This window comes from Bartonella sp. CL266QHHD, from assembly GCF_042195355.1.
Classification (GTDB): domain Bacteria; phylum Pseudomonadota; class Alphaproteobacteria; order Rhizobiales; family Rhizobiaceae; genus Bartonella.
The window spans coordinates 43,199-57,669 of the sequence record NZ_JBHIOD010000016.1; the positions used below are offsets into that span (position 1 = coordinate 43,199).

At 37.6% G+C, this 14,471-nt stretch carries 10 protein-coding genes, 3 tRNA genes and 1 pseudogene; 12 read left to right on the plus strand and 2 right to left on the minus strand.

Annotated features, from left to right (window positions below; translation table 11 throughout):
• The first annotated feature begins 7 nt into the window (after nucleotides 1-7).
• The 3 genes from clpX to ACFIK7_RS01130 all read left to right on the plus strand — a co-directional run bounded on the left by clpX (nucleotide 8) and on the right by ACFIK7_RS01130 (nucleotide 4,400).
• Complete coding sequence (gene clpX / locus ACFIK7_RS01120; protein WP_273723371.1) at nucleotides 8-1,282, plus strand: ATP-dependent Clp protease ATP-binding subunit ClpX; 1,275 nt, start codon at nucleotides 8-10, stop codon at nucleotides 1,280-1,282.
• Between the two features lie 183 nt (nucleotides 1,283-1,465).
• Entirely contained in the window at nucleotides 1,466-3,892 is a 2,427-nt protein-coding gene (gene lon, locus ACFIK7_RS01125; protein WP_273791157.1) for an endopeptidase La, read from the plus strand.
• A gap of 229 nt (nucleotides 3,893-4,121) precedes the next feature.
• Nucleotides 4,122-4,400 carry an HU family DNA-binding protein gene (locus ACFIK7_RS01130; RefSeq protein WP_273791158.1) on the plus strand — a complete coding sequence of 93 codons (279 nt, stop codon included), beginning with the start codon at nucleotides 4,122-4,124 and terminating at the stop codon, nucleotides 4,398-4,400.
• A 1,051-nt stretch (nucleotides 4,401-5,451) separates the two neighbouring features.
• On the opposite strand, the gene trmFO is transcribed toward ACFIK7_RS01130, so the two are convergent.
• Nucleotides 5,452-6,864: a methylenetetrahydrofolate--tRNA-(uracil(54)-C(5))-methyltransferase (FADH(2)-oxidizing) TrmFO gene (trmFO, locus tag ACFIK7_RS01135; RefSeq protein ID WP_273791159.1), complete on the minus strand. Its 1,413-nt coding sequence runs from the start codon at nucleotides 6,862-6,864 to the stop codon at nucleotides 5,452-5,454.
• A gap of 134 nt (nucleotides 6,865-6,998) precedes the next feature.
• On the opposite strand from trmFO, the gene ACFIK7_RS01140 reads away from it, so the two are divergent.
• The 6 genes from ACFIK7_RS01140 to ACFIK7_RS01165 all read left to right on the plus strand — a co-directional run bounded on the left by ACFIK7_RS01140 (nucleotide 6,999) and on the right by ACFIK7_RS01165 (nucleotide 12,989).
• Nucleotides 6,999-7,081, plus strand: a tRNA-Leu gene (locus ACFIK7_RS01140).
• A 135-nt stretch (nucleotides 7,082-7,216) separates the two neighbouring features.
• Complete coding sequence (gene tig, locus ACFIK7_RS01145) at nucleotides 7,217-8,644, plus strand: trigger factor (protein ID WP_375662777.1); 1,428 nt, start codon at nucleotides 7,217-7,219, stop codon at nucleotides 8,642-8,644.
• A gap of 129 nt (nucleotides 8,645-8,773) precedes the next feature.
• Nucleotides 8,774-10,273 carry an Asp-tRNA(Asn)/Glu-tRNA(Gln) amidotransferase subunit GatB gene (gene gatB, locus ACFIK7_RS01150; protein WP_273791161.1) on the plus strand — a complete coding sequence of 500 codons (1,500 nt, stop codon included), beginning with the start codon at nucleotides 8,774-8,776 and terminating at the stop codon, nucleotides 10,271-10,273.
• A 182-nt stretch (nucleotides 10,274-10,455) separates the two neighbouring features.
• Complete coding sequence (locus ACFIK7_RS01155; protein WP_012755018.1) at nucleotides 10,456-10,854, plus strand: NADH:ubiquinone oxidoreductase subunit NDUFA12; 399 nt, start codon at nucleotides 10,456-10,458, stop codon at nucleotides 10,852-10,854.
• Nucleotides 10,855-10,944: 90 nt separating this feature from the next.
• A complete protein-coding gene (locus ACFIK7_RS01160; protein WP_273791166.1) occupies nucleotides 10,945-11,370 on the plus strand; it encodes a DUF2155 domain-containing protein in 426 nt (141 codons plus the stop codon).
• Nucleotides 11,371-12,257: 887 nt separating this feature from the next.
• Entirely contained in the window at nucleotides 12,258-12,989 is a 732-nt protein-coding gene (locus ACFIK7_RS01165; protein ID WP_375643067.1) for a rhomboid family intramembrane serine protease, read from the plus strand.
• Here the strand turns inward: ACFIK7_RS01165 and ACFIK7_RS01170 are convergent.
• Nucleotides 12,986-13,816 carry an RNA methyltransferase gene (locus ACFIK7_RS01170; protein WP_273791163.1) on the minus strand — a complete coding sequence of 277 codons (831 nt, stop codon included), beginning with the start codon at nucleotides 13,814-13,816 and terminating at the stop codon, nucleotides 12,986-12,988. The genes ACFIK7_RS01165 and ACFIK7_RS01170 overlap by 4 nt on opposite strands.
• 205 nt (nucleotides 13,817-14,021) lie before the next feature.
• On the opposite strand from ACFIK7_RS01170, the gene ACFIK7_RS01175 reads away from it, so the two are divergent.
• From ACFIK7_RS01175 to ACFIK7_RS01185, 3 genes and pseudogenes are all read left to right on the plus strand, one after another.
• Nucleotides 14,022-14,105, plus strand: a tRNA-Tyr gene (locus ACFIK7_RS01175).
• 32 nt (nucleotides 14,106-14,137) lie between these two features.
• Nucleotides 14,138-14,211, plus strand: a tRNA-Gly gene (locus tag ACFIK7_RS01180).
• A 180-nt stretch (nucleotides 14,212-14,391) separates the two neighbouring features.
• Nucleotides 14,392-14,471 (plus strand): annotated as a pseudogene (locus tag ACFIK7_RS01185) (elongation factor Tu); the annotation flags it as partial.

Sequence of the window (14,471 nt, forward strand, 5' to 3'; positions counted from 1 at the left end):
AAGAAAAATGAGCAAAATTAGCAATAGCGGGAACGAATCAAAAAATACTCTCTATTGCTCGTTCTGCGGCAAGAGTCAGCATGAGGTGCGTAAGCTCATTGCGGGGCCTACTGTATTTATCTGTGATGAATGTGTAGAGCTTTGCATGGATATTATTCGGGAAGAAAATAAGTCTTCTGGGGTTAAGGTGCGTGATGGTGTTCCTACGCCACAGGAAATTATAACAGTTCTTGATGATTATGTTATTGGTCAGCAGCATGCGAAGCGTGTTCTTTCTGTTGCTGTGCATAATCATTATAAACGGTTGGCGCATCAGTCTAAAAGCAATGATATTGAGTTGGCAAAATCAAATATTCTTCTTGTTGGTCCAACGGGCTGCGGTAAAACTTATCTCGCACAAACATTAGCACGTATTATTGATGTACCTTTTACGATGGCGGATGCGACCACTTTGACTGAAGCAGGTTATGTGGGGGAAGATGTTGAAAATATTATTCTTAAGCTCCTTCAAGCAGCAGATTATAATGTTGAACGTGCACAGCGTGGTATAGTTTATATCGATGAGGTTGATAAGATTTCTCGTAAAGCAGATAATCCTTCTATTACAAGAGATGTTTCGGGGGAAGGAGTTCAGCAAGCGTTATTAAAAATTATGGAAGGAACGATTGCTTCTGTTCCTCCTCAAGGTGGACGTAAGCATCCGCAACAAGAGTTTCTTCAGGTTGACACCACAAACATCTTATTCATTTGTGGGGGAGCTTTTGCAGGTTTAGAACGGATTATTTCAGGGCGTGGTGAAAAAACTTCTATTGGTTTTTCTGCGACCGTTAAGGCTCCTGATGAGCGTTGTGTCGGTGAAATTTTTCGTGATTTAGAGCCTGAAGATCTTATAAAATTTGGTTTAATACCAGAATTTATTGGACGCCTTCCTATAGTCGCTACCTTAGAGGATTTAGATGTTAACGCCCTCATGCAAATTTTATCACAACCTAAAAATGCGTTAGTAAAGCAATATCAGCGTCTTTTTGAAATGGAGAATGTCGAGTTAGCATTTCATGAAGATGCTTTACGTGTTATTGCAAAGAAAGCAATTGAACGTAAAACTGGTGCTCGTGGTTTGCGTTCAATTATGGAGAAGATCCTTCTTGAGACGATGTTTGAGCTACCGGCTCTTGAAGGCGTTCAAAAAGTGGTTATTTCGAGTGATGTCGTTGATGGGAAAGCGCGTCCTCTTTATATTTACTCAGAACGTGCAGAAGATAAAGAAAATGTATCAGCATGACATTGTGCGATGCACAATATAAAAGGTGGTAATGAATGGTATTTGATGGGTGTTTCTAATAATATCATTATAATGCTTGATTTATGTATGAGTAATTACCACTTCATGTACAGTGAAGAGCTGAGGTTTTCTAAAGGTGAGCTGGTTGTTGTAGGTAGCTCATAGGCTCCAGAAAGGAGAGTTATGCAATATATTGATGAAAAGACAGATGAAGTAAGAGATGGGGTTTATGCTGTTTTACCTCTTCGTGATATTGTTGTCTTCCCCCATATGATTGTTCCACTTTTTGTGGGCCGCGAAAAATCAATTCGTGCTCTTGAAGAAACGATGGCGGTTGATAAGCAAATACTATTGGTGACACAAAAAAATGCTTCTGATGACGATCCAAAATCAGAGGATATTTATCATATTGGTACATTTGCTAATATTCTTCAACTTTTAAAGCTTCCTGATGGTACTGTAAAGGTTTTGGTTGAAGGAACTGCACGTGCAAAAATTAGTCAATTTGCTTTAAGTGAAGGTTATCATCAGGCTTTTGCAACTGTTACAGAAGAACCTAGAGAGAGTGATGTTGAGATTGAAGCTCTTTCAAGGTCAGTGATTGCTTATTTTGAAAACTATGTAAAGCTTAATAAAAAAATCTCTCCTGAAGTTGTGAATGCGATTGGCCAGCTTGATAATCCTTCTAAGCTTGCCGATACGATTGCTTCTCATTTGATGATTAAACTTGCAGAAAAGCAAGAAATATTAGAGCTCTTACCTGTGCGGGCCCGTCTTGAACGTGTTTTGTCCTTCATGGAAGGAGAAATTTCTGTTTTGCAGGTTGAAAAACGTATTCGTTCGCATGTTAAACGGCAAATGGAAAAAAACCAACGAGAATATTATCTCAATGAGCAGATGAAGGCTATTCAAAAAGAGTTAGGAGCAGGTGATGATAGCCGAGATGAACTCTCTGAATTAGAAGAACGTATCAAGAATACAAAACTATCCAAGGAAGCGCAGGAAAAAGCTGGAGCAGAATTGAGAAAATTACGGAATATGTCTCCTATGTCTGCAGAAGCGACAGTTGTACGTAACTATCTTGATTGGTTATTAGCAATGCCTTGGGGTAAAAAATCTAAGATTAAAAACAATTTAGATTTTGCTGAAAAGGTCATGAATAATGAACATTTTGGTCTTGAAAAAGTTAAGGAGCGAATTATTGAATATTTGGCCGTACAAAGTCGCGCGTCAAAGATAAAAGGTCCCATTATTTGTTTGTTAGGTCCTCCAGGTGTAGGGAAAACATCATTAGCGCGCTCTATTGCAAAGGCAACGGGACGTGAGTATGTTCGTATCTCATTGGGAGGTGTCCGAGATGAAGCAGAAATTCGTGGACATCGCCGAACATATATTGGATCGATGCCTGGAAAAATTATCCAGTCTATGAAAAAAGCAAAAAAATCTAATCCGCTTTTCTTGCTTGATGAAATTGATAAAATGGGCCAAGATTTTCGTGGTGATCCTTCATCCGCTTTATTAGAAGTTCTTGATCCTGAACAAAATGGTACATTCATTGATCACTATTTGGAAGTTGAATATGATCTTTCTGATGTCATGTTTATCACAACTGCCAATACGCTTAATATTCCAGGTCCGTTAATGGATCGTATGGAAATTATTCGTATCGCTGGTTATACTGAATGTGAGAAAATGGAAATTGTTAAACAGCATCTTTTACCAAAGGCACTAAAAGATCACTGTTTGTCTAAAAAAGAACTCAGTATTTCTGATGGAGCACTAAGGTCAATTATTCAGTTTTATACACGTGAGGCAGGCGTTCGTAACCTTGAACGTGAACTCATGAAAATTTCCCGCAAATCCGTTACAAAAATTCTCAAAACACATCAAAAATCTGTAAAAGTTACAGAAAGTAATATTCATGATTTCTTGGGTGTTAAACGTTATCATTACAATCAGATTGAAGGAGAAAATCAAGTTGGTGTTGTAACAGGTCTTGCGTGGACAGAAGTCGGTGGAGAGTTATTGACCATTGAAGGAGTTATGATGCCCGGCAAAGGGAAGATGACTGTAACTGGAAATTTACGTGATATTATGAAAGAGTCCATTTCAGCGGCAGCATCTTATGTACGTTCTCGTGCTGTTGATTTTGGTATTGAACCTCCACTTTTTGAAAAACGCGATATCCATGTTCATGTTCCAGAGGGTGCGACACCAAAAGATGGCCCATCGGCTGGGATTGCAATGGTGACAGCAATTGTTTCGGTCCTTACAGGAGTAGCTGTGCATAAAGATATTGCAATGACTGGTGAAATTACTTTACGTGGACGCGTTTTACCCATTGGTGGATTAAAAGAAAAACTCTTAGCAGCTCTTCGAGGAGGGATAAAAAAAGTACTTATTCCTGAAGAAAATGCAAAAGATTTGGTTGATATTCCTGATGATGTCAAAAATAATATGGAAATTATTCCGGTAAATCATGTGAGTGAAGTTTTGAAACACGCTTTGGTTCGTTTTCCAGATACTATTGAATGGAAAGAACCCTCTACAGTGGCTGTCCCAATCCGGTCAGAGAGCAGTGATAGTGACGGAATACAGATTGCGCACTGATTCACTTATCTCATTTATAACGGCATTTTTTAGGTGGCAGAAGGCGTTGTTGAGGTTATTATTTTGTTTTTTGTTGGAAAAAGTGAAAAATTCCGTGAATAACTGTGATTATTGCTAAAAAAACAATGTTTTGGATAAAAATAAGACTTCTGTTTGCTGTACTTTTCAATAAACTGACCAATAACATGATTAAGTCATGTTCAGGTAATATAGGGAAAGGAAATATTTTATGAATAAAAGTGAATTGGTTAGCTCCGTTGCTGAAAAGGCAGGTGTTTCGAAAGCGCAAGCTGGTGCTGTTGTTGATGCTTTTATGGCTTCTGTAACAGAAGCTTTAGCTTCAGGGGGAGATGTTCGTCTTCCAGGTTTTGGCACTTTTGAAGTTTCTCATCGTGCTGCAACAAAGGGGCGTAATCCTTCAACTGGTGCTGAAATCGATATTCCAGCACGTTCTGTACCCAAATTTTCTGCAGGAAAAAGCCTTAAAGAAGCAGTTAATAAAAAATAATTTAAGCTACATTAAAAAAACCCGATTTATTTATAAGCGGGTTTTTTTTACACATGTGTTATGCGCATTTTTCATATAAAACTTTGAGATCTTTGCGATACTTTTTATTTTCATGTATTGCTTAAAATATATTGTTTTTAGTATTTTCAAAAAATATTGCACTGTATTAATTGAGCACGGGTATGGCTTATAAAATGTAATATTAACTTTTATTACGCTGAAGTGTTACGGTATTTATTTCAAAACAAGATCCGTAAATAATATGAGGCGGAAAACTCTGTAAAGTCCATAAAAGTTATTATATATCACCATTTACGCTTAATAAAAGTGCATGTTGGTGCCACCGTGCTATCTATTTTCTCAGTTCCTATAATGTTGCGACTAGCCCCAGATATCTGAGACGAGTGCATAAGGGATAGTTTTATTCTTTTACTCTTATACGCCAACCTTTCTTGTGACACACCAAGAGGATAATTTTATTGATTTATTAGAGAGCCTGAAATGAAAGAATCTTTTGATATTCAGATTTGGTTTTCAATATTGTGATTTTTCTTGGCATTTGAGAGGGGAGAGATAGCTCCAGCTCTATCCTACAAATATTTTTTCCATATCTTTATTTCACTTGTGATATGCAAGCGAGTATTTTTCCTTCATCATACAAGAGTTAAAATGAGAGAACATCACAAATTTTGAGGGAGGAAGTTACAAAACAGAAAAATTACTCTTATAAAATAATATACATTACGTAATATAAAAACTATTAATAAAGATAGTACAGTATTACGTGTGTATTTTTCATCTATTTTTTTGATTATTCATAATATATTTATATGATTATTTTTTTAGTCATTAAATCATATTAAATTTTTGATAGCGGTAAAGGTTTTTTATAGCCAAAAGTTATTTCACAGCACCTACATAATTGAATAAATGATGAAATGTAGGTAGTATTTATTGATTGGAGGAGACAGTCTTTAAAAGGCTTTAGAATGATTTTTTCACGAGAGTCATAAAGATCTATTCAGTAGGTGAGAGGCGAATCGTATGTTTTTTATAAACAGGAGCTCTTTGATTCTTTATCTGCTAACCACTGAGTACAATCATTGAGAGCTCTCGCTGTTATGGCTTGTTTTTTTACTAATTTTTTTTCTTTACTTGGTAAGCGTTTCCCTGAATGTTTAATAGAAGCAATAGGGGGAAAAAGTCCGAAATTGATATTCATTGGCTGAAAAGACTGTGTTTCTGCTTTTTCATCTATGATGTGTCCCCCCGTAATATGATTCAAAAGGGCTCCGAATGCTGTAGTTTGTGGGGGGAGGCAAGGGGAAATATGATGATATTCGGCAGCAGCAAAACGTCCAGCAAGAAGCCCTATTGCCGCTGATTCTACATAACCTTCACATCCGGTAATTTGCCCTGCAAAGCGTAGTTGTCTTTTTTGTTTTAAACGAAGGGTTTGATCAAGAATAATTGGCGAGTTGAGGTAGGTATTGCGGTGAAGACCACCAAGACGCGCAAACTCTGCTTTTTCAAGACCGGGAATCATTCTAAAAATACGAATTTGTTCACCATATTTCAGTTTTGTTTGAAAGCCGACCATATTATAAAGCGTTCCAAGTTTATTATCTTGGCGTAATTGAACGACAGCATAGGGTTTAACTGTAGGGTTATGGGCATTAGTTAAGCCCATAGGTTTCATAGGACCATGTCTTAACGTTTCAAGTCCGCGCTCAGCCATAATTTCAATGGGGAGGCATCCATCAAAATAGGGCGTTTTTTCAAAGTCACGAAACTCTGTTTTTTCAGCATTTTTTAACGCTTCAACGAATGTTTCATATTGTTCTTTGTTGAGAGGACAATTAAGATAATCTTTTCCTGTTCCCTCAGGACCAATTTTATCATAGCGAGATTGATACCAACAAATGTTGATATCAATACTGTCGGTATGGATAATAGGTGCAATCGCATCAAAAAAAGAAAGAGCTTTTATACCGGTTATTGCTTGTAATTTTTGAGCAAGTGCAGGCGATGTAAGGGGGCCCGTTGCAATGACAACATGTTTCCAAGCTTTAGGAATTTCTTGAACTTCTTCACGTTTGATTGTTATAAGGGGGTGGTTTTCGAGTGCTGTCGTAACGGTTTTTGAAAATCCATCACGGTCAACAGCAAGAGCACTCCCTGCGGGAACTTTGTTGGCATCAGCAGCTTTCATAATTAACGATTTTGCTAATCGCATTTCAGCATGTAAAAGCCCTACGGCATTTGTTAATGAATCATCGCAACGAAACGAATTTGAACAAACCAGTTCTGCCAATTTATCGGTTTTATGGGCATCTGATTTTTTTTCGGGTCGCATTTCATGCAAAACAACAGGAATTCCTGATTGAGCGATTTGCCAGCTCGCTTCACACCCCGCAAGACCGCCACCGATGATATGAATTGGGATATCAAATGTCTTTAACATAATTGACTTTTAGCGTAAGCAGTTATGTATGAAAAGCATAGATTTTGTTTTTTTTAATATATTTGTTTGCTTTTTTTCTGTAATTAATGGTATAGAAACGCCGCTTGTATAAGGTTATTAGCTTGTAAGTTTGAGCGGATGTGGCGAAATTGGTAGACGCACCAGATTTAGGTTCTGGCGGGAGACCGTGGGGGTTCGAGTCCCTCCATCCGCACCAAAGCAATCCCTTAGGTGCTACGGATTTCTACGTGTCTGAAATTCCGCTTCATGGTAAATGTAACACTCGAAGTGTTAGAATGTAATGATTATTAGAGTGGGTTGATCCCTCTCCTTAGAAAAATGAAGGTGTTTAATGCAGGTTACCGAGACGCTTAATGAAGGACTGAAGCGCGAAATTAAGATCGTGGTTCCAGCGAAAGATTTAGAAGAAAAGTTGAATGAACGATTGGATGATACCAAGGGAAAAATCAAGCTTAATGGTTTTCGTCTCGGTAAAGTGCCTAGTGGGCATTTGCGAAAAATGTATGGTAAATCCTTTATGGCGGAGATTCTCAATGAGATACTCAGTGATGCACCCCGTTCTATTTTAGCAGACCGCAATGAACGTGCAGCGATGCAGCCAAAAATTGATATAGATGAAGATGAAAAAATTCTAGATGGCAAAGCTGATTTTACTTTTAGTTTAAAGTATGAAGTTTTACCAAAAATTGACATTAAAGATTTTGAACACATTACGGTTATCCGTGAAATTGCAACTGTTCCTGAACAGGATATTGATGATCAAGTCAAACGCGTCCTTTCTTCTACGCGTAATTATTCCCTAAAAGAGGGGAATTCTGAAGAAGGTGATCGTATTACCATAGATTATCAAGGTAAGCTTGAAGGCGTTCCATTTGAAGGTGGGGCAGATAGTGATGCACAACTGATTCTTGGGTCAAAACAATTTATTCCTAGTTTTGAAGAGCAATTGGTTGGTGTGAAAGCTGGGGATGCAAAAACGATTTTTGTTAAATTTCCAGATAATTACAGTGCGGCACATTTGGCGGGACGGGAAGCAGAGTTTGACATTACTATCAAAGCTGTCTTTAAACCAGATGAATTAAAAATTGATGATGAAGCAGCGCAAAAAGTTGGTTTAGAGTCTCTAGATCGCTTACGTGAGGTCGTTCGTGGGCAGATTGAAAGCCAATATGGTTCAGTGACACGTCAAAAAGTTAAGCGTCAAATTCTTGATGCTTTAGATGCTGATTATAATTTTGAGATTCCTGAAGAACTTTTAGAAGTTGAGTTTAACAATATATGGGCTCAGGTTAATGATGATTTGAAAAAGGCTGGGCGCAGTTTTGAAGATGAAGGTATTACAGAAGAAAAGGCACGGGAGGAATATCGTGTCCTTGCGCAGCGTCGTGTTCGTCTTGGTTTGGTGCTTTCTGAAATTGGAATGAAGGTTGGTGTTAAAGTTAGTGAGGATGAGCTAAAAGCAGCCGTTTTTGATCAGGTTCGCCAGTATCCTGGACAAGAGAAAGAGATTATGGATTTTTTCCGTAGGACTCCGGAAGCTGTTGAAAATCTACGTGCTCCGATTTTTGAAGAAAAGGTCATTGATCATTTATTAGCACAGATAAAAGTCACAGATAAAGAAGTGACGGTTGAAGAGTTGATGAAAGAATATGACGAATCAGATGTTCCTGAAGAAAAGCCGGCAAAGAAAAAGTCTGCAGTGAAAGAAACGTCTACAGAGAAAAAACCAGCTAAGAAAAAGGCTCCTAAAAAAGCTTAATATTTATGCAAACAACACAAGCCCGATAGAAACGGGCTTGTGTTGTAAGATTTATGTTCTGGGGTTACACTGAGAGAATGGTTTTAGATAAGCCATGAGTATATTTTAAATATTGGTAGTGGATTGGCAATGAGCATCATTGATACGCGTACTCCTGATTCTAAGCGTTTTATTTCTGGAGTTACAGGTGATTGGGAAGTCATCATTGGCATGGAAGTTCATGCGCAAATCATATCAAATTCAAAACTTTTTTCAGGAGCATCAACAAAATTTGGTGCAGAGCCGAACAATCATGTATCACTTATTGATGCAGCCATGCCAGGTATGTTGCCTGTTCTTAATCAAGAATGTGTTCGTCAAGCGGTTCGAACGGGGTTAGGATTAAAGGCGCATATTAATTTAAAGTCTGTTTTTGATCGCAAAAATTATTTTTATCCAGATTTACCGCAGGGGTATCAGATTTCTCAATTTCGCTATCCCATTGTGGGAGAGGGAAAGATTATCATATCTGTTGGTCCAGATTCGAATGGCCAATTTGAGGATATTGAAGTGGGAATTGAGAGGTTGCATCTTGAACAGGATGCTGGAAAATCGATGCACGATCAACATCCAACGATGTCTTTTGTAGATCTTAATCGTTCTGGTGTTGCTCTTATGGAAATTGTTTCCAAACCTGATATGCGCTCATCAGATGAAGCCAAAGCCTATATGACAAAATTGCGTACGATTGTTCGTTATTTGGGCACTTGCGATGGCAATATGGATGAAGGTTCTATGCGTGCAGATGTCAATGTATCTGTTCGTCGTCCTGGTGAAGATTTTGGAACGCGCTGTGAAATTAAAAATGTTAATTCTATTCGCTTTATTGGTCAAGCAATTGAGTATGAAGCGCGTCGTCAGATCGCAATTTTAGAAGATGGAGGCGTCATAGATCAAGAGACTCGGCTTTTTGATGCCGCTAAAGGTGAAACGCGTTCTATGCGCTCAAAGGAAGAAGCGCATGACTATCGTTATTTTCCTGACCCTGATCTTTTACCATTAGAATTTGATCAAGCATTTGTGGATGCTTTGGCAGCAGACTTACCAGAATTGCCTGACGCTATAAAAGCACGTTTTATTAAGGAAATGGGATTGACAGTGTATGATGCTTCCATTCTTGTGACAGAAAAGGCTATTGCTGATTATTTTGAAGAGGTAGCGCGTGGGCGTGATGGAAAAATAGTTGCCAATTGGGTGATTAACGACCTTTTAGGGGCTTTAAATAAAGATAATCGTGAGATTGAAGAGTCCCCAGTATCGCCAAATCAATTGGGAAGTATTATTGATCTCATAAAAGAAGGAGTTATTTCTGGAAAAATTGCCAAAGATCTTTTTGAGATTATTTGGAATGAGGGGGGTGATGCACGCCAAATTGTAGAAGAGCGAAATATGAAGCAGGTAACGGATACAAAGGCTATTGAAAGAGCTGTTGATGAGATCGTTGCTAATAATTCTGATAAAGTTGCGCAAGCAAAGCACAAACCTGCTTTAGCTGGTTGGTTTGTTGGACAGGTAATGAAAGCAACAGGTGGTAAGGCAAATCCCCAAGCTGTTAATGAATTGGTTAAGATGAAACTTGGCATAGATTAAATTTTTATGGGGTGGAGAAGAAGCCATACATATGATATCTTCTTGAAATTAAAGGATAGCACGTTAACCTATCAATTGGAATTGTAGTTGAATTTACGAGTAACTTTTTCGATAATTTCAATCGTTAATAATTTTATTCCAACGATTAATTTCATGAGCGCACTAAATGAATGGAATAGCAGATGGCTCGTTTTTTTAAGCAAATCTTCACATGGTGGAATGGCAATACCATTGGTACGCGTTTTTTCACATGGCGCAAAGGTAAGCGGATAGGGGAAGATCAATTTGGAAATATATATTATGAAGGAGGACTTCATAAGGATGGTTATCCGCACCGTTGGGTTATCTATAAAGACTATTCTGAGGCCTCTACTATTCCACCAGGTTGGCACGGCTGGATTCATCATCGCTGTGAGTGTCCACCAACACAGGAGGATTATCATCCTTATGAATGGGAAAAGCCTCATGTTGCAAATATGACAGGAACAAGTGAGGACTATCGACCAAAGGGGGCTATCACCTCCAATGGAGAGCGTTCTTGTGTGCATGAAGATTATGATGCGTGGTCACCTAAAAAATAACATGTTTTAATGTGCGTGTGTATTTTTGTCTTATTTGACTCTATGTTATGAAAAGAATTATTTTTTTAAGGTGCGATTGATTTTGATATGATGAGATTTTTTTTATTGTTAGGGGTGAGGCATTTTTTTTATATTTTTTTAATGGGAATTTTAGTGTTTTTATCCTTAAATAGTGGAGTGCGGGCTGAACGTATTAGCAATGGAATTGCTGTTTTTGCGGGTCTTGACAAAATCACGGGGCGGACTACACGTTTTGAAGTTACTCTTGGTAAAATTTATCAGTACGGTGCATTACAGGTAACTCCACGTGCGTGTTATACGAGCTCTAAAGATGAACCCACGCGTACAACAGGTTTTGTTGAAGTCAATGAAGTGACATTAGATAAAAAAATACGGCGTATTTTTACAGGATGGATGTTTGCAGATAGTCCTGGTTTGAACGCTGTTGAGCATCCTATTTATGATGTATGGTTAAAGGATTGCAAGCAGAATTCTCAAGATCTTCCTCTTCAATGATTAGTGTATTATCTATTTATAATACATTGATTTATAATGGTTATTTATCATTTTACAACTTAATAGGAGGTTCAAATTCCTATGATTACCTCATTTAAAATTTTTTATATTGAATTGATCCAAACTATTCTCTTGCGCGTTAAAAGTGACGGATGTGTAAATAAGACTGTCTAAGAAAGGAATAAAAAACTCCGTCATGAACTGTTTAAATTCAAAGATGCATCATTAGAATAAACATATTTTTTCAGTGTTTCATAAGAGACAGTTCTTGAATTATATCTGTAAAAGGTTGAAATGAAAGGCTTGTTTATATTTGTTAAAGAGATGAACTGACGCTTTTGCATTTATGAGGGAAACAGACTATCAAGTAAGTAATTCATCATGAAACACCAATCAGTATATCTAGAGAACGCCTGTGTTGGTAGTTCTTTTCTCATAGAGATGTCGTTTTTTATTCAAAGAGTAGAAGCAATGCAATCTCTATTAATGGAAAAATTGAGATTTAAGATTATTTAAAGTTTATCAATCGAAGTATAGCTTGGTTAAAAAATGCAGTGATCAATATATTTCTAGTAAGAAAACAATGTTTATATATTTTTATTATATACCACACTCATAAGTGAGTTTGTCTATTCGTAAGTCCTTGTATATTGCATGACAACTTCACATTTAAGTAAGCAGGATACCATTAAGTTTGTAAATCATATTCTTGGTATCCGTGCTTTTTAAAATCTTTTGTATAAAATACACGTGTTTTCATGTAGAGCTATTGAAAATTTTAAAAGGGGCCTCGAAGAGGCGTTAAAAAGATTTTGCATCACTGGGAGTGGTATATTTATTTTGTATAAAGAATAACCCATTTTCTGAAAAATACGAGATTTTATACAATGAAAGTTTCTAGTCACCACCATAATGATGTTTCCCGATTGCCGAAACAACCTAAAGAACCCTTATTGAATGTTCCATTTATTATAGTTGTTTTGATAGCATTTTGTTTTTGTCTTTATTGCATTTCTCAGTATTTTTTTTCTCATCAGTTTTATGTTGAAAGCCTTGAGTTTTTTTCATTTATACCAGCATTGTTTAAGAGGGATCCTGTAGCATTTTGTTATACCATGGTGAGTTATTCATTTATGCATAGTAGTTTTAAACATGTTGCTCTTAATATGGTTTGGCTTTTGGTTTTTGGCTCTCCTTTAGCAAGGCATTTTGGTGTTTTACGTTTTTTAATTTTTTGGGTGTTAACGGCAGTTATTTCTGTTTTGACTTATTTTACATTTCATCAAGAAAGTACCATATCACTTATTGGGGCGTCAGGTGCCGTATCTGGAATGATGGGTGCTATTGCACGTTACGGTTTTCCTAGTGGGAATCTAGCTGTCAATGCGCAGAACGAAAAACTTTTGGGACCTTTATTGTCTGTCAAAAAAGCTCTGTGTTCTAAGGGGGTGCTTGTTTATATGAGTGTATGGCTAGCGACTGATTTTATCATAGGTATTTCTTCTATTTTGTTTGAAGAAAATGGCATCTCAATAGCATGGGAAGCTCATATTGGCGGTTTTTTTGCGGGTTTTTTGTTGGTTGGTTTTTTTGATGTTTCACAAAAAATTAAAAACTAGGATCTAAGATATTGATGTGCCACATAAAGTGCTATTGTTGCTGCATTTGAAACATTTAATGACTTAATATTTCCAGGCATATCAAGGCGTGTTAAAGCGCAAACGGTTTCGCGTGTTTTTTTACGTAAACCTTTACCTTCTGCTCCTAAAACAAGAGCAATTTTATTCCCTGTTAATGCTGTTTCTAGAGGTTGGTCACCTTCTGAATCGAGACCAAAGCTTGTAAAACCTGTTTGATGAAGTTCTTGAAGAGCTTCAGCGAGGTTTCGTACGGTAATATAATGAATCATTTCCAGAGCTCCAGATGCTGCTTTCGCAAGAACACCGCTTTCGTGGGGAGAGTGACGGCAAGTTGTAATAAGTGCTTTAGCTTTCAATGCAACTGCAGAGCGCATAATAGCGCCAACATTATGTGGATCAGTAATTTGATCCATGACAATGACCAGATCAGTATTGGTTAGTTCCGACAGTTTGCATGGTTTGAGGGGGAGAGTTTCCAGAACAATACCTTGATGAACAGCCTCACTTCCAACAAGCGAATCAAGATATTTGGGGGTGCATAATGTAACAGAGCAAGGATAATCTGATTCGGATATATTTAATCGTTTTAAGGCATTTTGTGTAACGTAAAGACATTTTAAAATTCTTTTTGGGTTTTCTAAAGCAGCCTGAACAGAATGAATGCCATAAAGATAGATGATCCCTTGCTGTAAAGAAGCAGCTTTCTTCTTTGGGTGTGTAAAAGATCGAGAAGGAGAGCCTTTTGTATCGCGATATCGGCGACGCAAACGAGCATAATGAGAATTTTGTGATGTTTTTTCTTTCATAGCTTCTTTATAGCGTGTTAATAAGAAAAATAGAGAGAAAAAATCTATGATTTAAAATTATGAGCAGGAAATTTGTACAGAATTGTATTTATTCTGTTGACAGATACAATAGTAATCGTCATAACCACTTCGCAATCAGATTGAATTGAATGGGTATTCAAGATGGTTGTCGTGATGTCTCATTGCGTGACTTTATCGGTGTAATGGAGGGGTGCCCGAGTGGTTAAAGGGGGCGGACTGTAAATCCGTTGCGTATGCTACGTTGGTTCGAATCCAACCCCCTCCACCATTCATCGAAGGAGAGTTAGTACGTGGGTTCATGCGGGTATAGCTCAATGGTAGAGCAGCAGCCTTCCAAGCTGAATATGCGGGTTCGATTCCCGCTACCCGCTCCAAATGGTTGTTGATGATTGGGCAAATAGGTATGATGGAGGATATTCCATTTATAGATGGGGTGGGGTTTTGCCTCTAAGAGTTGTGGTTATTGGGCTGTTTACAGTCTGGTCAGACTCATTTTTGCAGGACTGACCCTAGGTGCTAACAAAAATAGGGAATAAAACAAGAGATTAATAGCAATGGCGAAGAGCAAGTTTGAACGAACAAAACCGCATGTTAATATTGGTACGATTGGTCACGTTGATCATGGGAAGACCTC

Excerpts from the sequence above, each read along its gene's own strand:
- ACFIK7_RS01155 (WP_012755018.1), top strand. The coding sequence starts at position 10,456 with ATGGCTCGTTTTTTTAAGCAAATCTTCACATGGTGGAATGGCAATACC.
- clpX (WP_273723371.1), top strand. The coding sequence starts at position 8 with ATGAGCAAAATTAGCAATAGCGGGAACGAATCAAAAAATACTCTCTAT.
- ACFIK7_RS01130 (WP_273791158.1), top strand. The coding sequence starts at position 4,122 with ATGAATAAAAGTGAATTGGTTAGCTCCGTTGCTGAAAAGGCAGGTGTT.
- ACFIK7_RS01170 (WP_273791163.1), bottom strand. The coding sequence starts at position 13,816 with ATGAAAGAAAAAACATCACAAAATTCTCATTATGCTCGTTTGCGTCGC.
- gatB (WP_273791161.1), top strand. The coding sequence starts at position 8,774 with ATGAGCATCATTGATACGCGTACTCCTGATTCTAAGCGTTTTATTTCT.
- ACFIK7_RS01165 (WP_375643067.1), top strand. The coding sequence starts at position 12,258 with ATGAAAGTTTCTAGTCACCACCATAATGATGTTTCCCGATTGCCGAAA.
- ACFIK7_RS01160 (WP_273791166.1), top strand. The coding sequence starts at position 10,945 with ATGAGATTTTTTTTATTGTTAGGGGTGAGGCATTTTTTTTATATTTTT.
- trmFO (WP_273791159.1), bottom strand. The coding sequence starts at position 6,864 with ATGTTAAAGACATTTGATATCCCAATTCATATCATCGGTGGCGGTCTT.
- tig (WP_375662777.1), top strand. The coding sequence starts at position 7,217 with ATGCAGGTTACCGAGACGCTTAATGAAGGACTGAAGCGCGAAATTAAG.
- lon (WP_273791157.1), top strand. The coding sequence starts at position 1,466 with ATGCAATATATTGATGAAAAGACAGATGAAGTAAGAGATGGGGTTTAT.